The following is a 23,837-nucleotide window of genomic DNA, read 5'->3' as shown; positions in this document are numbered from 1 at the left end:
CGATGGATGAGGCAGACCGGTGGCGCCACATGGCAAATGCGCCGAAAGACGGGACTCGAATCCTCGTCACCGTCCGCCCATCCGAACAAGGGCCGGCAGAGGTTGATCTCGCTTACTGGTCGAATGGAGATCAGTTTGGCCCAGAAGGCTGGCGTGCCTCTGATTCTTCCCCTGGCCGCATCATTGAATATGCCGAGCCCGAGCTTAAGTGCTGGATGCCGATGCCAGCGGTCAGCCGCGCCTCTACACCCTCACCATGGGAAGGCGATGACGCTAAGGAACTTGACGGGTCTGGTATCTAGCGAAGCGGCAAGAATGACAGCAGCGGGTTGCGCCGGCACTCGTTTATTTCGTTGCATAACCTTGCAACGAACGCGACTGGGCGCGAGTGACTCTTCCGATCAGGAATTGTAGCGCCGATTGAACCTTGTGACGCCGAGATAGGTGTGGCCCTCTCGTCGGTCATCAGCGACGCGATCGGTCTCGACGAGGCGTGGCTATACGGATTGTAGAATCATTCCCCACTGACGCCACACATCGCCGAGCAGCCGCCAAGTCCCCGAAATCTGTCTGTGGGCGCCGATGCGGCTGATCATCCCCTAGTCCAATTGTCGAGAATTTCCACGCATTTCTTGGCCGTCTTGACGCCTGATGCACCCGGGCAGTTCTACTCGCCACCGATGGGCCAAGCTGGAGGCATATCCACAGCCAGAGCTGGATACCAGGTTGACCCGTTGACAGATATCCTACAAGTGGATATCCATACTTGAATTAGGATCCAGCCTTGGAAAGTACCAGCATGGCCCTCAAGTCAATGAAGCCCCTGACGCGCGCGCCTCTTCTACATGTTTCCGTGCAGGAGAGCCTTCGCGCCTACATCGACGACAACAGCCTGGAGCCTGGAACGCTACTTCCGCCGGAATCAGAGTTGGCGACGCAACTGGGCGTAAGCCGCAATTCGCTTCGCGAAGGTATAAAGGCACTGGAGTCGGTCGGCGTGCTGGAATCGCGCCGCGGCATCGGGGTTTTCGTCAAAGCATTCTCGTTCGAGCCGTTGCTTGACAACCTCGCATACGGGCTCGGCGGTGCCCTTCGCGAGATCGAGGAGGTCATCGAAATCCGCCGGACGCTTGAGGTCGGGCTGATCGGCAAGACTCTCGTGATGATCAGCGATGAGGACATCGCTGAGCTGCGCGCAACCGTCAACAGGATGGGCGAACACGCGCAGCGTGGCGAGTCCTTCGCATCAGACGACCAGCAGTTTCACACGCTGCTCTTCCGTTGCCAGAACAACGAGATGCTTGCGAGGCTGCTCGATGTCTTCTGGCTGGCCTTCTACAAAGCTTCCGATTTCGTGAACCTTGCCAATGTCGATCCCGTCGCAACCTGGAAGGATCATGCAGCCATCGTCGATGCTGTCGAGGCCCGAGATGTGCTCGAGGCGCAGCGGCGTCTGGACCGCCATTATGAAGGCATTTCGCAGGTTATCGCCGCCAACAAGACGAATTCAAATGTGGGAGGAACACGATGAAACGACTGGCAAAATTATCATCAGCGATCACGCTCGCCGCCTTGGTGGCAACGACGGCCATCCCTGTCTTGACAGCTGCTCCAGCGCAAGCAGCTACCTTGTCGGGCGGCTTCGACGTCGGCCCTGGCGGCTTCCAGGGCAACTTCAATCCGCTTGCGGCAACCAGCGGCTTCACCTGGCTGAGCATCTATTTTGAGCCGCTCGTCACCTATGACGAAAAGCTGCAGAAAGTCGTCGGCAAGCTTGCAGCATCCTATGAGGTCAGCCAGGACCAGCTGACATACACCTTCAAGCTCGCAGACGCGAAATGGCATGACGGCCAACCATTCACCGCCAATGACGCCAAGTTCACCATGGGACTAGCCCAGAATGCAAAAACCGGCTCGGTCCTTGCGGCAAGATTGACCGCAATCTCGTCGGTGGACGCTCCCGACGACAAGACCCTTGTGATCAAGCTGTCCGCCCCTTCGGCGAGCCTTATGGACACTTTGACCAAGGTTATGATGCTGCCTGAGCATGCACTGTCGAAGATCCCATCCGACCAGCTTGCCAAGAACAGCTGGTGGTCGACCTCCCCGATCGGGACAGGTCCGTTCAAGTTCACCAAATATGTGACCGACCAATATGTGGAGCTGGCGGCCAATACGGACTATCGGGGCGGCAAGCCAGCGCTCGAAAAGATCATCAACCGCTACTTCGCAAATCCCGCGGCCGCAATTGCTGCTCTGCGAGCCGGCGAGATCCAGTTCACCTACGTCGATGCCAATGATCTGACTGCCTTCAAGGAAAACGCCGATTTCAGGATCATCGAAGGAGACTCCTTCGTGGTCAACTATCTCGGCTTCAATCACGACTCGCCGATCTGGAAGGATGTTCGCGTCCGCCAGGCAGTGATGTATGCGATCAATCGGGATGCGGTCATCCAAAGCCTTTATGGCGGAGCAGCCAAGCAGGCAAATTGCGCCTATGTCACTGACCGGATCGTACCGAAGGATCTCGAAACCTACGCCTACAACCCGGACAAGGCCAAAGCATTGCTCGAAGAGGCCGGGTGGGACAAGATCAACGGCGATAAGCCGATCACGCTGCTGACCTATTACACCACCCCACTTGCGGCTAACGTGATGGCCGCTGTACAGGCGATGCTCGCGCAGGTCGGCATCAACGTGACGCCACGGGCGGTCGACACGCCGACCTATAACAGCATCGTCCTCAATGCCACTCCGGATACTGCACAGTTCCAGATGGTCTACGCCGGACTCCAGAACGGCCCGGATGCAGGCAGCATCAATGTTGGATTGAACGAAAAACAAATCCCGCCGGCCGGTCCGAACGTTGCGCGTGTCCGAATGCCGGATCTGACAAAAGCGCTCGATGCTGCACTCACTGAGACCGATGTTGGCAAGCGCGACGCGCGGTACCAGGATGTCTGCAAGGTGATGAATACCGAGCTTCCATGGGGCACGCTTTGGGTCGCAAACCGCTATGGCGTTGCCTCCTCCAAGCTCAAGGACTTTGTCTGGACCCCTGCTCCTGGCGGCGGCCCCTACGAGGCCCATCCGGAAAAATGGGCGATCGCCGAATAGGGCGCGCATCAAGGGAAAAGGAGGTGGTGGCTGATACCACCTCCTCATTTGAAGCGGAAATCCAATGCTGAACTACACTCTCCGGCGCCTGCTGATCGGGGTGGGCATGCTTGTTGCTTTAAGCCTGCTTATCTTCGTGATGCTGCGCCTCACACCCGGCGATCCAATCGACGCCTATATAGACCCGAATGTTCCGGTCTCACCGGCCGTGCTTGCGGAGCTGCGCCTAAGGCTTGGTCTGGATCAACCATTGCCGGTCCAGTATTTGGCCTGGTTACAGGAAGCCGTGACCGGCAATCTCGGCTACTCCACCAAGCGTCCGGACCAGCCTGTTCTCGGTCTCGTTTTATCACGCATTGGCCCAACCGTTCTCCTGATGGGCACCGCGATCGCAATCGCTATATTTGCCGGCATCTCTTCGGGCATCATCAGCGCGGTTCGCCGCAACTCGATCGCCGACATCTCGTTTTCTGTCTTCGCCGTTACCGGCATCTCCAGCCCGCCGTTCTTGAGTGCGCTTGTCGGCCTTTATCTCTTTTCCGTCTACTTCAACATACTACCATCCGGCGGGATGCTGACGCCGGGTCGCGACTTTTCCCTTGGCGACCTCCTCTATCACCTCATCCTGCCGGCATCATTGCTTGCCGTTGCACAGACGGCGCTCATCATGCGCTACATGCGCGCCTCAATGCTTGAGGTCCTAAATCAGGACTACGTGCGCACCGCCCGGGCCAAAGGTGTTTTCGAATTCTGGGTGATCGTCAAGCATGCCACACGCAATGCGCTGCTGCCTGTCGTAACTCTGATCGGCTCAACGATCGGACTGGCCATCGGCGGCGCGATCTTCATCGAAAGCGTCTTCAATTGGCCAGGCATGGGCCTCCTTATGGTCAACGCAGTCGAGACCCGCGACTACCCGGTCATCATGGGATCGACACTGGTGATCGGCGCATGTGTGATCTTTGTCAACATCCTGACCGATCTTGCCTATGCAGTGATCGATCCGCGCATCAAGGTGAGCTGAGCGATGCTGGCAAAAACCCAACGACGCAGCCCAGGCCCGCTTGCCCGTGCTTTTGAGCGTTTCTGTCTGAATAGGGCGGCGCTTTTCGGCTTGGCGATCATCCTTCCCATGCTGATCGCCATTCTCACCTATTCCTTCTGGTTGGGTTTCAAGCCCAACGATATCGACCTTCTGGCCATGAATGCAGGGCCGAGCGCCAAGCACTGGTTCGGTACCGATGGGGTCGGACGCGATATCTTCGCTCGCGTTCTGGAGGGAGGGCGAATATCACTCATGGTCGCGGTCGCATCGACCGTCATTTCGGCGGGGATCGGCTTCCTGGTTGGCGCGATCTCAGCGCTTGCCGGCCGGTTCACAGATGCAGTCACCATGCGGTTCGTCGATCTGGTCATGACGCTCCCACCAGTGATTTTCCTGCTGGTGCTTGCCTCAATTGCCGGTACTGGCATCGCGCCGACCGTATTCGTGATCTCGCTTCTATCCTGGCCACTTCTGGCTCGCATGGTCCGCGCGCGACTTCTCGAACTTCGCGAGCGAGATTTCGTTACAGCTGCCAGGGGTATGGGCGCGGGCCTTCCGCACCTTCTGTTCCGGCACGGCCTGCCGAACTCGGTCGACATTCTCGTGGTCTTCGCAACGCTGCAGATCGCCAATGCGATACTGCTGGAGGCTGGCCTTTCATTCCTCGGGCTCGGTATTGCCCCGCCTGCAGCAAGCTGGGGCAACATGCTGAATGCGGCACGCTCGACTGCCGTTCTCGAACAATATCCCTGGCAATGGCTATTTCCCGGCGGGGCGCTCGTCCTCACTGTCCTTGCCATCAACTTCATCGGCGACGGTCTTCGCGACGCGTTCGACCCTCGCGCAGACTTAAACTGACCATTGAAAGAAAGCGAAAATGAGCAAGTTCAAAGGTGTCGTTCCTCCCGTCGTCGTTCCGTTGAATGCGGATTTCACCGTCGACTACCCATCATACACGCGGGTGTTAGAAAATCTTATCGAGGCCGGGTGCCACGGACTTTTCGTCCTCGGCTCGACCAGCGAGGTCGTTTTCCACGATGCCAAGACACGCCGGGAAATCATCGAACACTCGGCAAAGGTCAATAATGGCCGCGTCCCACTGATTGCTGGCGTTATTGACGCAACAACTGATCTGGTCATCAATCATGCAGCCGTCGCCAAGGCTGCCGGAGCAGATGCGGTGGTCGTCACCGCCCCCTACTATACGGTGACCAGCCAAAGCGAAATCCTCGACCACTTCCGTTATATCCGCGATGCCGTCGATGTGCCCTTGATCGCCTACGACATTCCAGTTTGCGTGCACGTCAAGCTGCAGCGCCAGACGACTGTCACACTTGCCAAGGAAGGCACAATCATCGGCCTGAAGGATTCCAGCGGTGACGATGGCAACTTCCGTTACGTTCTGCTCGACCTTGCCGACAACAAGGACATTTTCCTGATGACGGGCTCCGAGATCGTTGTCGATAATGCGCTTCTGATGGGTGCGCACGGCGTCGTCCCCGGCATAGCCAATGTCGATCCGCACGGCTACGTCCGGCTCTGGAATGCTGCCAAAAGTGGTGACTGGGCCGCAGCTCGCAAGGAACAGGAACGCCTTTGCAAGCTTTTCGAGATCGTCTGGGTGGGCAGCGGCCGGGTCAGTGGAGGAGCGTCCGGCATCGGAGCTTTCAAAGCCGCAATGAAAAGCCTCGGTATCATTGACACGGCGCTGATGCCGCGTCCGCGTGCACCTCTCAACGAGGCCGAGACCGCCAAGATAAATGACATCCTGCGCACTGCAGGCCTTCTCTCCTGATGGATACCATGACGAAGACCGCCGGCACTATTCTCGACGTCAAGGGATTGCGAACCGTCTTTCGCATCCGTTCCGGCGAAGTGACGGCGGTCAACGGCGTTGACCTTACGGTTGCAGCCGGCGAGACATTGGCACTCGTTGGCGAGTCCGGCTCGGGCAAGTCGGTGACAAGCCTGTCGATCATGCGCCTTCTGACGCGAGGGATCGGCCAGATAGCCGAAGGTACGATCCACCTGAAGCGCAAGAATGGTGCCGTCAGCGACCTGACCGCGCTCAGCGAGCGCGAGATGCGAACCATTCGGGGCGATGACATCGGCATGGTGTTTCAGGAGCCGATGTCTAGTCTCAACCCGGTCTACACCATAGGCGACCAGATTTCCGAACCGATCCGCATTCATCGCCGCGCAGACCGAAAGTCGGCGATGGATGCGGCCGTGACACTTCTAGACAGCGTCGGCATTCCGGACGCACGCCGCCGGGCCGGTCAGTATCCGCATGAACTCTCGGGCGGGATGCGCCAAAGAGCGACGATCGCCATGGCGCTTGCCTGCGATCCGACATTGTTGATAGCGGACGAACCAACGACCGCCCTTGATGTCACAATCCAGGCGCAGATCCTGCAACTTCTCCAGAGGCTGCAGCGCGAGCGCGGCATGGCCATGCTGTTCGTCACGCACAATCTCGGTGTCGTTGCAGAAATCGCCCATCGAGTGGCGGTCATGTATGCCGGCCGGATTGTCGAGACGGGCCCTGTGGCGGACGTGTTCCGCAATCCTAGGCACCCCTACACGATCGGCCTACTGGCTTCGATGCCAAAGCTCGGCGATGCGAGCCGTATGAAGCAGGCCGGCGAGCAGCTGGCAGCCATTCCGGGCATGGTGCCAAGCCTTGCAAACATGCCTCCGGGCTGCGCCTTCGAACCACGGTGCCGCTTTGCGACCGAAGACTGTCGTCGCGCCATGCCGCCGCTTTTCGACGTCGATGCGAACCACAAGACCCGCTGCATCCACTGGCAGGAGATATAGACGATGAGCGAACCACTCCTGTCAGTGCGCGATCTTGAGAAAGACTATGTTTCCGGCGGCACGAAACTGACCATACTACGTGGCATAACCTTTGAGATCGGCAAGGGCGAAGTCGTAGGACTGGTCGGGGAATCGGGCAGCGGCAAGACAACGATTGGCCGTGCAGTCCTGCGACTTATCGAGCCAACTGCCGGCAGCGTCAGCTTCGCAGGTAGAGAGATCACAAAGCTGTCGGCATCCGAGTTGCGGCGCGCCAGGCCGCGAATGCAGTACATATTCCAGGATCCGTTCGCCAGTCTATCGCCACGCATGACGATCGGTGAAATCCTGACCGAAGGTTTAAGAATACAAAAGATTGGGACGTCGAAGGAACGGATCGAGCGGGCCCGCAAGGCGTTGGAGCAGGTCGACCTACCCGCTGATGCTGTCAATCGCTATGCCCATGAGTTCTCCGGCGGGCAACGCCAGCGTATCGGTATTGCCCGGGCACTGACGCTCTCTCCAGAGTTTATCGTCGCCGATGAGCCGGTCTCCGCGCTTGACGTGTCGATCCAGGCCCAGGTGATCAACCTGCTTCGCGATCTACAGCAAAGGCTCGGCCTGACGATGCTGTTCATAAGCCACGATCTCGCCGTCGTTGAATATATTTGTGACCGGGTGATTGTTCTTTATCTCGGACGCATCATGGAGATCGCTACCAGCGCGGAACTTTATGCCAGACCAGAGCACCCCTATACCAGGGCCTTGCTTTCCGCGATCCCCTCACCCGATCCTGATGCCCCCCGCAACCGGCAGGTTCTAAAAGGCGATATTCCAAGTCCCGCCAATCCTCCAAGTGGCTGCGTTTTCCGTACACGCTGTCCGAACGCCCTGCCCAAATGTGCAGATCTCGTTCCCCAACTCCGGGAAACCTCACCCGGTCATTTCAAAGCCTGCATCCGCGACGACCTGAACTGAGGGCAAATGCACACCATGAGCAAGAATAGCCGACGCCATCCGATCTCCGGCAACTGGGCAACATTGCTTCTGCCGATTGCCGACGACGACAGCATCGACTATGCCGCCCTTGAGCGGGAGATCGACACTCTGATCGAGGCCCAGGTCGACGGGATCTATTCAAATGGAACGGCAGGCGAATTTCACAATCAGACGGAAGAGGAATACGATCGTATTCAGGAGCTTCTGGCCAGCCGCTGCCATGCTGCAGGGGTGCCTTTCGTGATCGGAGCCTGCCAGCCCGCGCCCGCCATCATGCTCTCCCGACTGCGCCGCTCAGTAGCGCTCGAGCCAATGGCGATCCAGGTCATACTTCCAGACTGGTGGCCGGTGACCAATCTAGAAGCCATCGATTTTTTGAAAGGGGCTTCGGAAGCCAGCGAAGGCATTCCCCTCATCCTCTACAATCCGCCGCATGCCAAGCGCGCGCTAGAGCCCCGTGACCTTTCCGCGATCTGCACTCCCTGCCCTTCGGTCGTTGGCATCAAGCTCGCTGACGGTGATGCCTCGTGGTATGAGGATGCGCGGGCTCATCTGGCCGAGTTCAGTCTGTTCGTCCCGGGCCATCATCTTGCAACGGGAAAGCAGGAAGGGATCGCAGCTGGCGCCTTCTCCAATGTGGCGTGCTTGAGCCCATATGGGGCCCAGAAGTGGACCGATCTGATGGCCACTGACATTGAAGCGGCGCTTGATATCGAGCGGCGCATTTGTTCGTTCATGGACGATTATATCGTCCCATTCCGCCGCGATCAGGGATATTCGAACGCCGCATTGGACAAGCTGCTCGCTGCTGTCGGAAATTGGGCACCCGTCGGAACCAGATTGCGCTGGCCTTACCGTTCGATCGACGCCCATCACGCTCAACGCCTTCGCCAAGCAGCTCATGCAATCGTTCCGGAGCTTTTCTCCTCCAGACTTGCGTGATGAAGCCAATCAGGAATGGCGAGTGGACCAACAGGCATAGGCTCGACCGAGGGAGATCGAATAGCAGGTCAGGCAGGTCAACTGCAGGCGGCACTACCCGAGCCGCTAGGCGATCTGCACATGATTTCGTACGGCCATTTTCTCGACCTGCAGTCTTGAGGCTACTGCATACTGAATTGCCAAGCCGGCCATGAGCGTGGCGAGATCTACGGCGGGAGAGAACACATACGCATCTCTTAGAACCTGAAGGGCGATGCATACGAGCGAGCCCCAGGCGAACACAGCCAGTCCCTGTTTTCCAAGCAACGACACCGGGGCAGCCTTGGCACTTCCAGCAATGGCGCGGAAGCTTGCGAAATGCGAGATCACATACGCCAAGGCAAGAATATGCAGTAATCTCGGAAGCGGCAGCATTCCCTTGTCAAAACCAACAAGCAGAGCCGGATGATCACCCCAGTTGGTCAGGTCATAGTGTTGGCCCTGAATAACGAATGCTGCAAAGACAAGGTATCCAATCGCAGCCGCCATCAGGACCGGACTGTATCCAACGAACGTCTCACCCTTCTTTGAAGCGATACCAGCGCACAATCCCACGCAGAAAATCAGCTGCCATGAGAACGGATTCAGGAACCAGAAGCCTTCGGTAGGGAAATTTGGAAGATTGATATTGTTCAGTCCAGCGACCGCCCAGATCGATACCGATACACCCAGCAAAGCAGCCCGACTATGGGAGGCTAGGGCGAGAAAAACTGGTGTCGCCGCCAGCAGCACCATGTAGAGCGGAAGGATGTTGAAGTAGCCGAGCTGGTGCGTCATCGAAAGTACGCCCAAGGCGGTCGTCCACGGAGCTTCCAGATAGGACACCATATTAACGCGTTCCGAAAGCGCGGTTGTCCCCAAATAATTGTGGCCGGCCATGAGAATGACGACTGCCAGCACAGTCGTTAGCAAATGAACGCTGTAAAGCCTGCCCGCACGACGCAAGATGCCGGCAATCGCATGGACTCGATCACGCGCGTAAACACTCGAATAGGCGAGACCAGCCGACATGCCTGACATCAGGACGAAAGCTTCGGCAGCATCCGTGAAACCGAAGTTCTTCGACGTAGCCCCTTCCAGCATGTTGCCTGGCACGTGGTTGATGAAGATCATAACCAGAGCAAGGCCACGGAAGAAATCAAGGCGCGGATCGCGGCCGGCCGATAGTGCGGCAGGATGATACATTGCTGAATTGTCCTGGTGATTCATTGCAGTTGACGACGAACCCACGGTAGCAATCGCCTGATGAAGCCCACATGAACGAGCAGTTCATGTTGCCAACTTCCAAAAATCGCCGGTTACGCCGTCATGATCATGTTCTGCATACGGTAGCTCAAAGAACTGTCATGTCGCGACCGGCTTTTTCAGCCTCCAAGGGCACAGATCTGGCAAGGTGCAAAGACGGACGCCTAACGACGTGCCTTGGGCCGGGTTGCGAGCACATTGCGAATCGAAAAACTTGAATGAATGCGCGAAACCCCTGGCAAGGCCGAGAGAATTTCCTTGTGGATGCGCTCGAATTCTCCGGCATTGGCGACTTCGACGCGCAGCAAATAGTCCGACCCTCCGGTCATTAGGAAACACTCCTTGATCTCGGGGTGTCGCCGCACAGCTGCTTCAAAACGGTCGAGATAATCCTCCGTTTGACGGTCGAGCGTGATGTTGATGATCACCGCAATGGTCGTCTCGACGTTCGACGTATCCACCAGCGTAGTGTAGCCTCTGATAACTCCGGCCTGCTCCATCAGCTTTATGCGCCTGAGGCAGGCCGACGGCGAGAGCCCCACTTCGCTCGCCAGCCGGGCATTGCTGGTTCGCGCATCTAGCCGCAGCAGTCGAAGGATGTTGCGGTCTATCGCATCTACACCAGTCATTGCAGATTATTCCAAATTGTCGTCTTTTCATTCAATGATCATGAATACACACAATTATCAATCACTCTTTCCTCGGCAATTTCACGATCGTTTCAATAGGCTCAGCATGAAATCGGAGGCGCCACATGGATACTGCTCTTGGGGAGGACGGGCCTAGTAGGACAACCCGCACGAGCGGGGCCTGCGGCTATCTGACCATCAATCTCGCCGCTCTTGAGCGCAACTATGAAAGGCTGGCGAAGGAAGTGGCACCGGCGCGCGCAGCGGCCGTTGTCAAGGCCGACGCCTATGGACTTGGTGCCTCAAAGATCGGCGCCACGCTCTACGCCAGGGGCTGCCGGCATTTCTTTACCGCCCAGTTTGTCGAGGCGGTTCGGTTGCGACCACATTTGGACAAGGACGCGCTGATATTCGTGTTGAATGGCCTGCAACCTGGCAACGAACCAGATTGCGCGCGGGAAGGCATCGTCCCCGTCATCAACTCCTTGGAACAGTGGCAACGATGGTCAACGCAGGCGCAGACGCTGGGTCGCAGGTTGCCCGCCGTGCTTCAATTCGATACCGGCATGTCGCGGCTCGGCCTGCCGCCGGAGGAGCGTGGGGCTGTCGCCGCGGCGCTTGGAATGGGAGGTACGGTCGAAGTCCTCTTCATCATGAGCCACCTTGCATCCGCCGACGATTTTGAGAGCGGACAGAACGGCGACCAACTCGCAGAGATGACGCGAATTGCACAGGAGTTCGCTGGATTCGACATCTGCTTTGCCAACTCTGGTGGTGTATTCCTCGGTAGCAATTACCATGGCGTGCTTGCTCGCCCCGGCATCGCGCTTTATGGCGGCGCGCCAACGGCGGGCGTGCCCAACCCGATGGAGCAAGTCGTGCAGCTCGAGGTCGCCATCGTGCAGTTGCGCACTGTGCCAGCGGGTGCGCGCGTCGGTTATGGCGGCACTCATGTCGCATCCGTTGAAACCCGTCTCGCGACCGTCGCTGCCGGTTATGCCGACGGCCTTCCGCGTAGTCTCAGCGGCAAAGGAGCCCTTTACTGCGACGGTGTGCGCCTACCGATTGTTGGCCGCGTTTCCATGGACAGCGTTACGATTGATGTCACCGCGCTTCCTGCCGGTCGGCTTTCACTCGGCAGCCTGGTGGAAGTCCTCGGCCCTAACCAGACTCTGGAAGATATCGCGAGAGACGCCGGCACCATTTCCTACGAAATTCTGACCGGTCTTGGAGATCGATATGACCGGCATTACCGATAAACTTTCGCACGCAATGAGGACATCATGAAAGTCACCGTTCTCGGTGCCGGCATCGTCGGCGTAACGTCGGCCTATGAGCTTGCCAAGGCGGGCCATGAGGTGACGGTCGTCGACCGACAGCCGGGCCCTGCGCTGGAGACGAGCTTCGCCAATGCCGGCGAAGTCTCCTTTGGCTACTGCTCGCCTTGGGCAGCACCGGGCATTCCGATGAAGGCAATGAAATGGCTGTTCATGGAACACGCGCCTTTGATCCTGCGCCCCAAGGTCGACATGGCGATGTTAGGCTGGATGGTGAAGATGCTCTCCAACTGTACGTCCAGACGCTATGCGATCAACAAGAGCCGCATGCTTCGCCTGGCCGACTACAGCCGCACTTCGCTCGCTATCCTGCGGGCGGAAACGGGTATCTCCTATGACGAGCGGATGCAGGGTACGCTGCAACTGTTTCGTACGCAGCAGCAGCTCGACGCCTCGGGCAAGGACGTCAAGGCGCTCGGCGCCGACGGCATTCCTTACGAGGTTCTTGATCGCGATGGCTGCATCAGGGTCGAGCCGGCGCTGAAACATGTGCGCGAAAAGATCGTCGGCGGTCTACTGACCCCCAAGGACGAGACAGGTGATTGCTTCAAGTTCACCAATGCCTTGGCCAAGAAGGCGGTGGAACTCGGCGTCCGCTTCCGCTACGGGAGCATTGTCCGCGGACTTGACGTGGAGGCTGGCCGCGTACGCGGCGTGGTAACTGCGCACGGAACGACGCAGGCCGACGCGGTAGTTGTAGCGCTCGGCAGCTTCTCGCCACTCCTCGTCCGGCCGCACGGCATTCGCCTTCCGGTCTATCCGGTCAAAGGCTACTCGTTGACGATCCCGATCACAGACGCCGCGCGTGCGCCGGAATCGACCGTCATGGACGAGACCTTCAAGATTGCCATAACCCGCCTTGGGGACCGTATCCGTGTCGGCGGCATGGCGGAAATATCCGGTTACACCAACGATCTCGGCGAGCCCCGTCGCCTTACACTCCAACATTCCGTCACCGACCTGTTCCCCGGCGGAGACGTCTCAAAAGCAAGCTTCTGGTCTGGCCTTCGCCCGATGACACCCGATGGCACGCCCGTCATAGGTCCGACAAGTGTCTCCGGTCTCTACCTCAACACCGGACACGGCACGCTTGGGTGGACGATGAGCTCTGGCTCCGCCCGCGTTATCGCCGACCTCGTCAGTGGCCGCAAAACGGAGATTGACGCCACCGACCTTGCGATCGCCCGCTACACCTGAGGGCTCTATAGTCCACCGTCGAAATGCCAAAAGCCTGATGCCGTTCTGCATAAGGCTTTCGACATTTGGGAATGTTTTGCCGGAGCCCTGAAACCACGCAGGGCAACAGATCGCGATGGCCATTGTCGGTGCTCGAGGGCTTTTCGCGAATGGAAGACGGGCACGTTGGCCCTGCGTTGATTTGGCGCCCGCCGGTTTGTTTTGCTGCGGCGTCTACAAATGCCGACCGCCCTACCATCCATCGCCATCGGCCTTCGCATCGGTTGCCCGCAGCACGATCGCGTTCATTGTGGTCCGAAATGCTCGCTGCCTACGGTGCATCGAACAGTTCGTATACAGCCACAGCTGAGATTGATTAACAGACGGCATGGTCCTCAGGTAAGAGCGAAGGAGCGTTGGTAACGAGCCTATTGCGCTGATCCGCTGGTTGCCTGAGGATTTTCCATCTGACCTCAGCACCGAGCATCGGGCCGAATTCGCATGACCGCGCGACGCAAAAATTGCATGCAACCGTATGGCCGGATTGTGATCTAAGCGTCTGCGATGATGCCGGTGCAAGAGGCTAACGGGCACGCACCTATCGGTATCCACTCCTAGCATTTTTGCCAGTTGTTTCGGCGCACTTGCCGAGCGCAAGATTGGCGCATGTGATCGTGCGTGCGCATCGTTCCGGTGCCTCGTCGTCGATCGCACCCGTACCGACAAGGGGAACGATCGTCGTGGCACGCAAGACAATCAGTGAACGGCTGGCCCAACTGGAAGCACAGCGAAAGACTCTGCAAATGCGCCTCAGCAAGCAGGAGCGTGCCATGGATACGCGGCGCAAGGTGCTGATTGGCGCGCTGGTGCTGCACCGGCTGGAGAACGACCCCGATCTGCAGGTCGCTGGTGGGCTGGCCCGATGGCTGAAATTTGAGCTTCCGAGATTCCTGGTCCGGGACGCGGACAAAGAGCTGTTTGCGGATTTGCTCGCAAAGCCACCTGCGTTCGCAAACACCCATCAGGGCGATATGGAACGATGAATCAAATAGCTCTTGTTAAACGCGCTATCATCAACATGTTACGCACTGCTGCTCGAGACCCAATATGGGCAATCGTATCACTGGTCGTTTTCCCGCTTCGGTATGCCAAAGTGTTCGTATTGGGGGTGTTGAGCTATGCATTCGTCACGCTGACCGTTGCATTTGGAATCGACTATCTGACCCTCAAAGTCCTCGGCAGTAGCGAAGGCGGCATTGTATTCATTCTTGGCCATTGCGTATTCTCACTGTTTGCCGTCGTCCTATTCTTCCGAATGCTCTTTGCGCCTCTGATCATTCATTTCGGAAGCACTAATGAGCACACCCACGGAACCGCGCGCTTTGCCAGTAGGCGAGAAATCAAACCCTTGACAAGGTCTGGCCATGGCTTGCTCATCGGCCGCGCACCGAGCTCAGGACGGCTCATCCGATATGACGGCCCGGCACACCTGCTTACCATGGCCCCAACGCGAAGCGGCAAAGGGGTTGGGACGATCATCCCGAACCTCCTGACAGCTGATCGCTCTATAATTTGCGTCGACCCGAAAGGGGAGAACGCAACAATATCTGCTGATGCGCGATTGCGATTCGGTCCGGTACATATCCTTGATCCATTTGGTATCGCCGGCAAACCCTCTGCGGCCTTCAATCCCCTCTGTCGTTTTGACCCTGACAGCATCGACGTCGCCGAAAACGCGTCGACACTCGCCGACGCGCTTGTGTTCGACGAGCCAGGACTTTCCGGCGATGCCCACTGGAATGAGGAGGCAAAGGCGCTGATCGCAGGGATGATGCTTCATGTTGTTGCGAGCCAGCCAGAGGACCGCCGCACACTGACGGTCCTGAGAAGCTATCTCACCCTTGCACCAGGTGACTTCCGAGCGGTACTCGACGACATGCAAAGGAGTGACGCGGTCAATGGACTGATTGCGCGTGCTGCTAACCGGTATCTTGGTAAATCGGATCGTGAAGCGAGCGGCGTGCTTTCCACTGCACAAAGACACACGCATTTTCTCGACAGCCCACGCATGACCGATGTGCTGTCGCGGTCGGATTTCTACTTCGGAGATTTGAAGGGAGACAACGCGACCGTCTTCCTCGTGTTGCCACCAGACAGGCTTGCAGCCTATTCACGCTGGCTCCGCCTGTTGATCTCGCAAAGCCTGACCGAAATGGCATGCACGTCGCCGCGCGCCTCGGCCGCACCCGTTCTCTATCTTCTCGACGAATTTGCAGCTCTTGGTCATCTGGCGTCGATCGAAAGTGCAATGGGATTGATGGCAGGTTACGGTGTTCAGCTTTGGCCGATCGTTCAGGATATCCACCAGTTGCGAGCTACCTATGGTCAGCGCGCTGGCACGTTTCTGTCGAATGCCGGCGTCTTGCAGGTCTTTGGCGTCAACGATCACGACAGTGCCCAGCTCTACTCGGATCTCCTTGGCCAGGAGACCGTTGTATTCAATACGACCGCTCGGGCCCTCGATCCAGAAAGAACCAGCCTGTCCTTCGCCGAGCAGCATGTCGCCCGTCCGCTTCTCACCCCGGACGAGGTTCGCAATCTGCCTTCTGGTGTCGAGCTTCTGTTCATTGCAGGGCAACGGCCGATCGTGGCGCAGAAGTTGCGATACTACGGCGACCGGGAATTTGCAGGACTGTTCGACGGCGTGCGAAACTGAGGAGCTGGCATCAGCAACGCCCATCTTACCGAGCGCGACGACCGCTCTTAAAAGTGGACCTTTCTCGCTTTCGATCGATCAACCTTTTTCACCCAGAAGTTAGGGGCGTGGCCATAGTCATCTTGCGCGCTTGTTCCCTTCAGGATGGGCCAAAGGGTTGTCGAGTCAGTGAGTTTTCTGTCGGAAGCTGTGGAAATCTGGCACTCTTGCCCGCTTTTACTGCGACGCGTCAATGACAGCGACCGGAACAGGTGGCAGGGATTCTCGTATCAGTAATACGGAGACGACAATGACAACCACAAATGAAATCGCCGACAAGATCGCCACCGAGCATGGGCTAACAAAGGCACAGGGCAAAGCAATCGTTGAAGCCGTGATCGCCTCCATCACAAGCGCCGCCGTTGCAGGCAATGAGACGTCCCTGCCTGGGTTTGGAAAGTTCAAGGTAAAGGCAACACCTGAGCGCGAGGCACGCAATCCATCGACGGGCGCAACTATCAAGGTTGCCGCGGCCAAGAAGCTGACCTTCCAGCCTGCCAAGGCACTGAAGGACGTACTGAACAAGTAAGTCACGAAGGCCCCGCTCGTATGGCGGGGTCCCTATTTGCCGAGGGCGGCGTCAGTCTTGATCCGCGCCCCTCATCACGAGGTTGGAGACTGGCTCGATCCAAGGCATTCCGCTTGAAAGGTCCCTCGGTCATCGTTTGGCGTTGGTGGTCCAACCAATCAGGCCGGAAAGCCGCGCTGTCCACGACATCTATGAACGTAGTCACATCGGGGTACTGCTCTGCGATACTCCCCTCTGATTTCGGCCTACGATCCTTCCTGAACCTTCCGCGTGCGATGAGCGCCGATGATTTTTCGTGACAATACAGCTCGTCTTCTGGCGCCACCACTAACGTCTGTCGAGCAAGCGAAGACGCCAGCGGCGAGGAATGTATGAAATTGGTCGAGAGATCAGCCGCGTTACCGTTGCCCGACGTCGTCGTCCGGGCAGTGGTTGCGACAACGCTGATTGGGCGACAATCGGGCTAGCCAGTGAGAACGGCCTGACGGGCGCGCCTCTGCCATAGCGTCATTTCGCGTAGAGGGCACTCGAGCGCTCAAGATGCTTGAGGATCGCCATTTCCGAACCGTCGACGTCATTGGCCTCGAGACGATTCACGATTTCCTCGTGTTCCGCCAAGGTGAACTTCTCCTTGCCCGTCCAGATCAGCATTTCCGTATGGTATTCCTTTAGCCAGGCGAGCATTGCTTCGCTGACAGCCACGTAGATAGGATTGCCTGAAATCTGAGCGATGCGGGTGTGAAAACCCATATCCGCATTTATGAACTCTTCCGCTCGGCCGAGGGAGTTTCGTTGGCGCTCTATTATCTTCCTGAGATCGCTGATGTCATTTGCTGAGGCCCGCTGCGCGGCTTCCCGGGCCATGCCTCGCTCGAAAAATATGCGCGCACTCTTCAGCTGCTCGAGAGAGTCTGTTGATTGCGAGAGCATGATCTTCGCCGTCAGGTCGACCTGCTGAAATATTGACTTGGCCGTCAGCTTCAAAACCTTTGCGCGCTCTCCGTGCGAAATGTTTACGAGGCCTTTGTTGGCAAGGGATTGCATCGCTTCACGGATCGCCGGACGACCGACCCCAAAGCGCTCCATTAGCACGCGTTCGGAAGGCATTTCGTCGCCGGGCTGCAATTCGCCCGACGTAATCATCCGTTCAAGTCTGTCAAAAACCTCGTCCGACAGCTTTCGGCGTACGATCTGTTCGATGGGTTGGCTCATTAGGTCTCGCTGACTCACGTGTCACCCCCTCCTACTACTTTCCGCGCCCTGCGCAAAGCGCCACCAAATTTCAGCTCTGAAAATTTCACTTTCAATCATATGGGATACTCATTATACCACATCATGAGTTGACGCCATGACAAATTGACCTGGCGAGAGGAGCAACTGCATTTCATGATGATTACGCTGACTTATCGCATCGAGACGCCCGGTAGTGTCGAGGCAATGGCGGACAAGATCGCTAGCGACCAGTCGACCGGAACCTTCGTGCCGGTTCCTGGTGAGACGGAAGAACTGAAGTCGCGTGTCGCCGCCCGGGTACTAGCGATTCGCCCGCTCGAGGACACAAGTGAGCCGACCTGGCCGGAGATTGCTCCCGGTACGCGCCTCAGGCGCGCCGACGTCGACATCGCCTTTCCCCTCGACGCAATCGGAACTGATCTGTCCGCCCTGATGACCATTGCGATTGGTGGCGTCTACTCCATCAAGGGTATGACCGGCATCCGCATCGTGGATATGAAGCTACCCAATGTCTTCCGAGCCGCGCACCCTGGACCACAGTTCGGTATTCAAGGAAGCCGCCGCCTGACCGGTGTCGAAGGACGCCCAATCATCGGAACAATCGTCAAGCCGGCGCTTGGGCTGCGCCCGCATGAGACGGCAGAGCTTGTCGGTGAGCTTATCGAATCCGGTGTTGATTTCATCAAGGACGACGAGAAGCTCATGAGCCCGTCGTACTCGCCCCTCAAGGCGCGAGTGGCGGCCATTATGCCGCGGATTCTCGATCACGAGCAGAAGACCGGCAAGAAGGTGATGTATGCCTTCGGCATCTCGCACGCCGACCCCGACGAGATGATGCGCAACCACGACATTGTCGCCAAAGCCGGCGGTAACTGCGCCGTCATCAACATCAATTCGATCGGCTTCGGCGGCATGAGCTTTCTGCGCAAAAGGTCAAGCCTGGTACTTCATGCCCACCGCAACGGTTGGGACGTCCTTACACGGGATCCGGGCGCCGGTATGGACTTCCGGGTCTACCAGCAATTCTGGCGGCTGCTCGGCGTCGACCAGTTTCAGATCAACGGCATTCGGGTGAAGTATTGGGAGCCGGACGAGAGTTTCGTCTCTTCGTTCAAGGCGGTCAGCACGCCTCTCTTCGATGCGTCCGACTGCCCTCTACCCGTGGCTGGTTCCGGCCAATGGGGCGGCCAAGCGCCCGAGACGTATCAACGAACAGGTCGCACCACAGATCTCCTCTATCTTTGCGGCGGCGGGATTGTCAGCCATCCTGGCGGTCCGGCTTCCGGCGTCCGTGCCGTGCAGCAGGCCTGGCAGGCCGCGGTGGCGGACATCCCCCTTCAGACGTATGCAAAGGACCACCCTGAACTGGCCGCCTCGATCGCCAAATTCAGCGACGGCAAGGGCGCCTGACCGCCATGAAAAACCTCCTCGTTAGCTACTATGGCGATGACTTCACCGGCTCAACCGACGTGATGGAGGCGTTGACTTCGCATGGTGTCGCAACAGTCCTCTTTCTCGATATCCCCTCGCCCGAACTGCTCGCTCGCTTCAAGGACTGCCGTGCGATCGGAATCGCCGGAACGAGCCGTAGCGAGACGCCGGAATGGATGCAGTCGCACCTCACCCCGATCTTTGAATGGCTCAAGTCGCTCGGAGCGAATTTCTGCCACTACAAGGTCTGCTCGACGTTCGATTCCAGTCCCGAGACAGGGAGTATTGGAAAGGCGATCGACATAGGGCGTACGACCTTCAAGCAGACCATCGTTCCGGTCGTCGTTGGCGCGCCGCAACTGAAGCGATACACCGCGTTCGGCAATCTTTTTGCCGCTTACCAAGGCAGCGTCTATCGCATAGATCGCCACCCGGTCATGAGCCGTCACCCGGTCACACCCATGGCAGAAGCGGATCTGACTACTCATCTGTCGAAGCAGACTAGCCTGCCTGTTGCCTTGGCGGACCTTGCAACGATCACGGCCAGCGATGCCGACATGCGCGTTGATCAATTGCTGGCAGACGCGATCGGAATCCTTTTCATCGACGTGGATTCGGAAGCGACGCAGGCTGCCGCGGGGCGGCAGCTCATTCGCCTTGCTGGCCGGTTCGGAGGCCTCCTCGCCGGATCGTCCGGGATCGAATACGCCCTCCTCAACGCGTGGCGGCAGAGCGGGAGCGTAACCGGCAATACGACCTTTCCCGACGTTGGCCCCGTCGACCGCATCGCCGTCGTCTCTGGAAGCGTCTCCCCGACGACGGAACGTCAGATCAGACAAGCGAAGGAAGACGGCTTCGCTGAGATTGCGCTTGATCCTCTAGCACTGGTTTCGGACGGCGAACGTGCAATAGACACTGCCGTTCGCAAGGGCATCGAGAGGCTTAACGAGGGACGGAGCGTCATTCTTCATACAGCGCTCGGGCCTTCGGCCGATGTTGGCAGCGATATCGATAGAATATCCGGTGCCCGCCACACGCTTGGTCGAGCGCTGGGTACGATATTGCGCCAACTCGTGGAACGCGAAGGACTTCGTCGTGTGGTTATCGCTGGCGGCGATACTTCAAGCCACGCCCTAAGACAGTTGAAGGTCGAGGCGCTGACCACTCTCCTCCCGCTCCCTCAGACTCCCGGTTCACCGCTTTGCCTCGCACACGGAAGCTACCAACCAACCGACGGGCTCCAGATCGCGCTCAAGGGCGGGCAAATCGGAATGGACGGTTATTTCGCGCAGATACGCGACGGAAGGACACATTGATATGACTTTGTGGGTGGGCACCAGCTTCAAGATGAACAAGACCCTTGCCGAGGCGCTCGCCTTTGCAGGCCGCCTGGCGGAAGTTGACCGAGACCGCGATCCGCGAATACAGCGGTTTGTCATTCCATCCTTTACCGCGGCGCGCGAAGTCAAGCGAGCTCTCGCGAGTACCTCTGTCAAGGTTGGGGCACAGAACATGCACTGGGAGGATGCGGGTGCATGGACCGGCGAAATTTCGGCGCCAATGCTAAGGGACTGCGAACTTGACCTGGTGGAACTTGGCCACTCGGAGCGGCGGGAACACTTCGGAGAAACTGACGAAACCGTCGGCTTCAAGGTGGCGGCCGCGGTTCGCCACGGCCTGACGCCACTAATTTGCATCGGCGAGACATTGGACCAGCGCGAGTCGGGGCGGGCTGACGCGATCTTGCGAAAGCAAGTTGAGGCTGCACTGAGCCCCGTTGCCGACGTGGCTGACGAGCAAGTCCTACTCGCGTACGAACCCGTCTGGGCGATTGGCGTCAACGGCATTCCGGCCACGGCCAACTATGCATCCGAACGCCATGGCAAAATCGCAGAGGTTGCCATGGGGATTCTCAAACGTCCGGTGCCCGTCCTCTACGGCGGAAGCGTCAATCCGCAAAACTGCGAGGAACTGATCGCACAGGAGCATGTCGATGGCCTGTTCATAGGTCGATCGGCTTGGTCCGTCGACGGCTATCTCGACATTCTGCGCCGCGTCTCTGCGGCGATCGAACCCTGATTTCAAGTGCTCCAAGGTTTGCGAAAGGAACCTACCATGAAGATCGCGATTGGCGCGGATAGCGCCGGGAAACCGCTGCTCGACGTTATTGCCTCACACCTTGCGGGCAAGGCCGACCTGGAAGTTCATGATCTTAGCCAATCGGGCTTTTATGCTGACCTTTCCCAAAAACTCGCACAGACGATCGTCGATGGCGAGCATCAACGCGGTATCCTGATCTGCGGCACAGGCATCGGGGTCTGTATCTCTGCAAATAAGGTTCCGGGCATCCGCGCTGCGCTAACGCATGACACCTATTCGGCCGAGCGCGCGGCAAAATCGAACAACGCCCAGATTATCACGATGGGCGCACGCGTCATCGGACCCGAACTCGCCAAATCGATTGTCGACGTCTGGCTTGCATCCGAATTCGATCCCCAGGGAGCGTCGGCCGGGAATGTCGAAGCGATCGATCGACTTGATGCGCAGAAACCGTCGCACAACTAGACATATCGATGACATGGTGATTGACTCATCATACCAGTTTGTGCTCCTATCCAGATATAGAAAAAGGTGAGGAAACATGACGACTATTGCCCTCTTTGGCGCCGGTGGCAAAATGGGCTACCGGCTTGCAAAAAACCTGAAGGGCTCGCGTTTCGACGTCCGCCACATTGAGGTGAGTGACGCCGGCAAGGCGCGGTTGAAAAACGATCTCGGGGTCGACTGTGTCGCCCCCGACGCAGGACTCGACGGGGCCGAGGTCGTCATCCTGGCCGTTCCCGACACAGCGATCGGGAAAGTCGCTTCAGGCATCGTCGACAAGCTGAAGCCAGGGACAATGGTCATTGCTCTCGACGCCGCAGCTCCATTTGCGGGCCACCTGCCGAAACGGGATGATCTCACCTATTTCGTCACCCATCCCTGTCATCCGCCGATCTTCAATGATGAAACCGAGATGCAGGCCAAGAAAGACCATTTCGGCGGCCTGTTTGCAAAGCAGCACATCGTCTCGGCGCTGATGCAGGGTCCGGAGGGAGCCTATGAGCTTGGAGAGGAAATCGCCAAGGTTATCTGGGCTCCGGTCATGCGATCGCATCGCGTAACAGTGGATCAACTGGCGATGCTTGAACCCGGCCTTTCCGAAACGGTCTGCGCGTCTTTGCTCGTCGTCATGAAGCAGGCCATGGACGAGTGCGTGGCTCGTGGCGTGCCTGAGGAAGCAGCACGCGATTTCCTGCTCGGCCACATGAATGTTCTCGGCGCGGTCATCTTCAAGGAAGTAGACGGCGTGTTCTCGGATGCCTGCAACAAGGCCATCGAATTCGGCATCCCTGCCTTGATGCGCGACGATTGGAAGAACGTCTTTGAACCAAAGGAGATCGCCGAAAGTATTCGGCGTATCACCTGACACCATTGGGGAGGCAATGCCTCCCCTCTTACCGCCCCAGGGGAGTTGGGGCTTCGTTCACACTCGGGAGGAAAATATGAAACTGACACGCAGACTGACACTGGCAGCTTTCGCTGGAGCCTTGGCGCTCGGAACCGCAATGCCGGCATTCTCCGCCGACCTTATTGCCATCATTACGCCCGCCCATGACAACCCCTTCTTCAAGGCAGAAGCTGTGGGCGCCGAAGCCAAGGCCAAGGAACTCGGGTACGAAGCCCTCGTCATGACCCATGACGACGACGCCAACAAGCAGTCCGAAATGATCGACACGGCGATCGGTCGCGGCGCCAAGGCGATCATCCTCGACAACGCTGGTGCGGATGCATCTGTTGCTGCGGTCAAGAAGGCCAAGGATGCCGGCATCCCGTCCTTCCTGATCGACCGCGAAATCAATGCCACCGGTGTGGCGGTCGCCCAGATCGTTTCCAACAACTATCAGGGTGCACAGCTTGGAGCTCAGGAGTTCGTGAAGCTGATGGGAGAAAAGGGCAACTATGTCGAATTGGTCGGCAAGGAGTCTGATACGAACGCTGGCATCCGCTCGCAGGGCTACCATGACGTCATCGACGACTATCCCGATCTGAAACTGGTAGCCAAGCAGTCCGCGAACTGGAGCCAGACAGAAGCCTACTCGAAGATGGAAACCATTCTACAGGCCAACCCAGACATCAAGGGCGTGATTTCCGGCAACGACACAATGGCCATGGGCGCAATCGCAGCCCTACAGGCAGCCGGCCGCAAGGACGTGATTGTAGTAGGATTCGATGGTTCCAACGACGTGCGTGACTCCATCAAATCCGGAGGCATCAAGGCCACCGTCCTGCAGCCAGCTTACGCTCAAGCACAGCTCGCGGTCGAGCAGGCCGACGCCTACATCAAGAACAAGACGACACCCAAGGAAGAGAAGCAGTTGATGGACTGCGTTCTCATCAACGCTGACAACGCCGGCGAGCTCGAAACTTTCGCCCTTACAAACTGATCGCCGCACCGTTCAATGCAGAGGGCGTCCACGACGCCCTCTGCAAGTTTTATGTTGTCACAGAGGCCTGTCGC

At 58.1% G+C, this 23,837-nt stretch carries 23 protein-coding genes; 20 read left to right on the top strand and 3 right to left on the bottom strand.

Going from position 1 to position 23,837, the window contains the following annotated elements:
* The first annotated feature begins 2 nt into the window (after positions 1-2).
* From JNB88_RS10105 to JNB88_RS10065, 9 genes are all read left to right on the top strand, one after another.
* Positions 3-302, top strand: a complete 300-nt coding sequence (locus tag JNB88_RS10105) for a hypothetical protein (RefSeq protein WP_037129547.1) — start codon at positions 3-5, stop codon at positions 300-302.
* Positions 303-799: 497 nt separating this feature from the next.
* Positions 800-1,531 (top strand): FadR/GntR family transcriptional regulator, encoded by a 732-nt coding sequence (locus JNB88_RS10100; RefSeq protein ID WP_220355343.1) that lies wholly within the window; start codon positions 800-802, stop codon positions 1,529-1,531.
* Positions 1,528-3,117: an ABC transporter substrate-binding protein gene (locus tag JNB88_RS10095; RefSeq protein WP_220355342.1), complete on the top strand. Its 1,590-nt coding sequence runs from the start codon at positions 1,528-1,530 to the stop codon at positions 3,115-3,117. The genes JNB88_RS10100 and JNB88_RS10095 overlap by 4 nt, the downstream gene beginning before the upstream one ends.
* Before the next feature lie 64 nt (positions 3,118-3,181).
* On the top strand, positions 3,182-4,141 hold the full coding sequence (locus tag JNB88_RS10090; protein ID WP_220355341.1) for an ABC transporter permease: 960 nt from the start codon (positions 3,182-3,184) through the stop codon (positions 4,139-4,141).
* Between the two features lie 3 nt (positions 4,142-4,144).
* Positions 4,145-5,020 carry an ABC transporter permease gene (locus JNB88_RS10085; protein WP_037129535.1) on the top strand — a complete coding sequence of 292 codons (876 nt, stop codon included), beginning with the start codon at positions 4,145-4,147 and terminating at the stop codon, positions 5,018-5,020.
* Between the two features lie 19 nt (positions 5,021-5,039).
* Entirely contained in the window at positions 5,040-5,957 is a 918-nt protein-coding gene (locus JNB88_RS10080; RefSeq protein WP_220355340.1) for a dihydrodipicolinate synthase family protein, read from the top strand.
* The gene (locus tag JNB88_RS10075; RefSeq protein WP_420832178.1) at positions 5,957-6,982 is read left to right on the top strand and encodes an ABC transporter ATP-binding protein; all 1,026 of its coding nucleotides are present in this window, start codon (positions 5,957-5,959) and stop codon (positions 6,980-6,982) included. The genes JNB88_RS10080 and JNB88_RS10075 overlap by 1 nt, the downstream gene beginning before the upstream one ends.
* Before the next feature lie 3 nt (positions 6,983-6,985).
* Positions 6,986-7,939 (top strand): ABC transporter ATP-binding protein, encoded by a 954-nt coding sequence (locus tag JNB88_RS10070; protein ID WP_220355338.1) that lies wholly within the window; start codon positions 6,986-6,988, stop codon positions 7,937-7,939.
* A gap of 15 nt (positions 7,940-7,954) precedes the next feature.
* Positions 7,955-8,902, top strand: a complete 948-nt coding sequence (locus JNB88_RS10065; protein WP_220355337.1) for a dihydrodipicolinate synthase family protein — start codon at positions 7,955-7,957, stop codon at positions 8,900-8,902.
* A gap of 105 nt (positions 8,903-9,007) precedes the next feature.
* Here the strand turns inward: JNB88_RS10065 and JNB88_RS10060 are convergent, their stop codons facing one another.
* Together JNB88_RS10060 and JNB88_RS10055 are read right to left on the bottom strand one after the other, a co-directional pair.
* The gene (locus JNB88_RS10060; RefSeq protein WP_220355336.1) at positions 9,008-10,126 is read right to left on the bottom strand and encodes an OpgC family protein; all 1,119 of its coding nucleotides are present in this window, start codon (positions 10,124-10,126) and stop codon (positions 9,008-9,010) included.
* A gap of 224 nt (positions 10,127-10,350) precedes the next feature.
* On the bottom strand, positions 10,351-10,815 hold the full coding sequence (locus tag JNB88_RS10055; protein WP_037129528.1) for an Lrp/AsnC family transcriptional regulator: 465 nt from the start codon (positions 10,813-10,815) through the stop codon (positions 10,351-10,353).
* Between the two features lie 125 nt (positions 10,816-10,940).
* Between JNB88_RS10055 and alr the strand changes: the two genes are divergently transcribed.
* The 5 genes from alr to JNB88_RS10030 all read left to right on the top strand — a co-directional run bounded on the left by alr (position 10,941) and on the right by JNB88_RS10030 (position 16,612).
* Positions 10,941-12,074 (top strand): alanine racemase, encoded by a 1,134-nt coding sequence (gene alr / locus JNB88_RS10050; protein ID WP_220355335.1) that lies wholly within the window; start codon positions 10,941-10,943, stop codon positions 12,072-12,074.
* A gap of 24 nt (positions 12,075-12,098) precedes the next feature.
* Complete coding sequence (locus JNB88_RS10045) at positions 12,099-13,349, top strand: D-amino acid dehydrogenase (protein WP_220355334.1); 1,251 nt, start codon at positions 12,099-12,101, stop codon at positions 13,347-13,349.
* Positions 13,350-14,068: 719 nt separating this feature from the next.
* The gene (locus JNB88_RS10040) at positions 14,069-14,371 is read left to right on the top strand and encodes a mobilization protein (protein WP_220355333.1); all 303 of its coding nucleotides are present in this window, start codon (positions 14,069-14,071) and stop codon (positions 14,369-14,371) included.
* The gene (locus JNB88_RS10035; protein ID WP_220355332.1) at positions 14,368-16,044 is read left to right on the top strand and encodes a type IV secretory system conjugative DNA transfer family protein; all 1,677 of its coding nucleotides are present in this window, start codon (positions 14,368-14,370) and stop codon (positions 16,042-16,044) included. Before JNB88_RS10040 ends, JNB88_RS10035 begins: the two co-directional genes overlap by 4 nt.
* Positions 16,045-16,333: 289 nt before the next feature.
* On the top strand, positions 16,334-16,612 hold the full coding sequence (locus tag JNB88_RS10030; RefSeq protein WP_220355331.1) for an HU family DNA-binding protein: 279 nt from the start codon (positions 16,334-16,336) through the stop codon (positions 16,610-16,612).
* A gap of 507 nt (positions 16,613-17,119) precedes the next feature.
* Here JNB88_RS10030 and JNB88_RS10025 read toward each other — a convergent pair.
* Positions 17,120-17,824, bottom strand: coding sequence for a transcriptional regulator NanR (locus JNB88_RS10025; RefSeq protein ID WP_220355330.1), 705 nt, complete (start codon positions 17,822-17,824; stop codon positions 17,120-17,122).
* A 174-nt stretch (positions 17,825-17,998) separates the two neighbouring features.
* On the opposite strand from JNB88_RS10025, the gene oiaX reads away from it, so the two are divergent.
* The 6 genes from oiaX to JNB88_RS09995 all read left to right on the top strand — a co-directional run bounded on the left by oiaX (position 17,999) and on the right by JNB88_RS09995 (position 23,763).
* The gene (gene oiaX / locus JNB88_RS10020) at positions 17,999-19,255 is read left to right on the top strand and encodes a 3-oxo-isoapionate-4-phosphate decarboxylase OiaX (protein ID WP_220355329.1); all 1,257 of its coding nucleotides are present in this window, start codon (positions 17,999-18,001) and stop codon (positions 19,253-19,255) included.
* A 5-nt stretch (positions 19,256-19,260) separates the two neighbouring features.
* Positions 19,261-20,592, top strand: a complete 1,332-nt coding sequence (locus JNB88_RS10015) for a four-carbon acid sugar kinase family protein (protein WP_220355328.1) — start codon at positions 19,261-19,263, stop codon at positions 20,590-20,592.
* Between the two features lies 1 nt (position 20,593).
* On the top strand, positions 20,594-21,355 hold the full coding sequence (locus tag JNB88_RS10010) for a triose-phosphate isomerase (protein WP_220355327.1): 762 nt from the start codon (positions 20,594-20,596) through the stop codon (positions 21,353-21,355).
* A gap of 36 nt (positions 21,356-21,391) precedes the next feature.
* Positions 21,392-21,841 (top strand): D-erythrulose-4-phosphate isomerase, encoded by a 450-nt coding sequence (gene derI / locus JNB88_RS10005; RefSeq protein WP_037129502.1) that lies wholly within the window; start codon positions 21,392-21,394, stop codon positions 21,839-21,841.
* Positions 21,842-21,917: 76 nt separating this feature from the next.
* Complete coding sequence (locus JNB88_RS10000; RefSeq protein WP_037129500.1) at positions 21,918-22,745, top strand: phosphogluconate dehydrogenase C-terminal domain-containing protein; 828 nt, start codon at positions 21,918-21,920, stop codon at positions 22,743-22,745.
* A 76-nt stretch (positions 22,746-22,821) separates the two neighbouring features.
* Positions 22,822-23,763, top strand: coding sequence for a D-ribose ABC transporter substrate-binding protein (locus JNB88_RS09995; protein WP_037129498.1), 942 nt, complete (start codon positions 22,822-22,824; stop codon positions 23,761-23,763).
* Positions 23,764-23,837 lie beyond the last annotated feature (74 nt).

It is taken from the genome of Rhizobium cauense (assembly GCF_019511525.1).
Classification (GTDB): Bacteria; Pseudomonadota; Alphaproteobacteria; order Rhizobiales; family Rhizobiaceae; genus Rhizobium; species Rhizobium cauense.
This window is presented reverse-complemented; position numbering and strand designations above follow the sequence as displayed.

Bases quoted from the DNA above. Each gene is read 5' to 3' on its own strand.
- JNB88_RS10105 (WP_037129547.1), top strand. From the start codon at position 3: ATGGATGAGGCAGACCGGTGGCGCCACATGGCAAATGCGCCGAAAGAC.
- JNB88_RS10100 (WP_220355343.1), top strand. From the start codon at position 800: ATGGCCCTCAAGTCAATGAAGCCCCTGACGCGCGCGCCTCTTCTACAT.
- JNB88_RS10095 (WP_220355342.1), top strand. From the start codon at position 1,528: ATGAAACGACTGGCAAAATTATCATCAGCGATCACGCTCGCCGCCTTG.
- JNB88_RS10090 (WP_220355341.1), top strand. From the start codon at position 3,182: ATGCTGAACTACACTCTCCGGCGCCTGCTGATCGGGGTGGGCATGCTT.
- JNB88_RS10085 (WP_037129535.1), top strand. From the start codon at position 4,145: ATGCTGGCAAAAACCCAACGACGCAGCCCAGGCCCGCTTGCCCGTGCT.
- JNB88_RS10080 (WP_220355340.1), top strand. From the start codon at position 5,040: ATGAGCAAGTTCAAAGGTGTCGTTCCTCCCGTCGTCGTTCCGTTGAAT.
- JNB88_RS10075 (WP_420832178.1), top strand. From the start codon at position 5,957: ATGGATACCATGACGAAGACCGCCGGCACTATTCTCGACGTCAAGGGA.
- JNB88_RS10070 (WP_220355338.1), top strand. From the start codon at position 6,986: ATGAGCGAACCACTCCTGTCAGTGCGCGATCTTGAGAAAGACTATGTT.
- JNB88_RS10065 (WP_220355337.1), top strand. From the start codon at position 7,955: ATGAGCAAGAATAGCCGACGCCATCCGATCTCCGGCAACTGGGCAACA.
- JNB88_RS10060 (WP_220355336.1), bottom strand. From the start codon at position 10,126: ATGTATCATCCTGCCGCACTATCGGCCGGCCGCGATCCGCGCCTTGAT.
- JNB88_RS10055 (WP_037129528.1), bottom strand. From the start codon at position 10,815: ATGACTGGTGTAGATGCGATAGACCGCAACATCCTTCGACTGCTGCGG.
- alr (WP_220355335.1), top strand. From the start codon at position 10,941: ATGGATACTGCTCTTGGGGAGGACGGGCCTAGTAGGACAACCCGCACG.
- JNB88_RS10045 (WP_220355334.1), top strand. From the start codon at position 12,099: ATGAAAGTCACCGTTCTCGGTGCCGGCATCGTCGGCGTAACGTCGGCC.
- JNB88_RS10035 (WP_220355332.1), top strand. From the start codon at position 14,368: ATGAATCAAATAGCTCTTGTTAAACGCGCTATCATCAACATGTTACGC.
- JNB88_RS10030 (WP_220355331.1), top strand. From the start codon at position 16,334: ATGACAACCACAAATGAAATCGCCGACAAGATCGCCACCGAGCATGGG.
- JNB88_RS10025 (WP_220355330.1), bottom strand. From the start codon at position 17,824: ATGAGCCAACCCATCGAACAGATCGTACGCCGAAAGCTGTCGGACGAG.
- oiaX (WP_220355329.1), top strand. From the start codon at position 17,999: ATGATGATTACGCTGACTTATCGCATCGAGACGCCCGGTAGTGTCGAG.
- JNB88_RS10015 (WP_220355328.1), top strand. From the start codon at position 19,261: ATGAAAAACCTCCTCGTTAGCTACTATGGCGATGACTTCACCGGCTCA.
- JNB88_RS10010 (WP_220355327.1), top strand. From the start codon at position 20,594: ATGACTTTGTGGGTGGGCACCAGCTTCAAGATGAACAAGACCCTTGCC.
- derI (WP_037129502.1), top strand. From the start codon at position 21,392: ATGAAGATCGCGATTGGCGCGGATAGCGCCGGGAAACCGCTGCTCGAC.
- JNB88_RS10000 (WP_037129500.1), top strand. From the start codon at position 21,918: ATGACGACTATTGCCCTCTTTGGCGCCGGTGGCAAAATGGGCTACCGG.
- JNB88_RS09995 (WP_037129498.1), top strand. From the start codon at position 22,822: ATGAAACTGACACGCAGACTGACACTGGCAGCTTTCGCTGGAGCCTTG.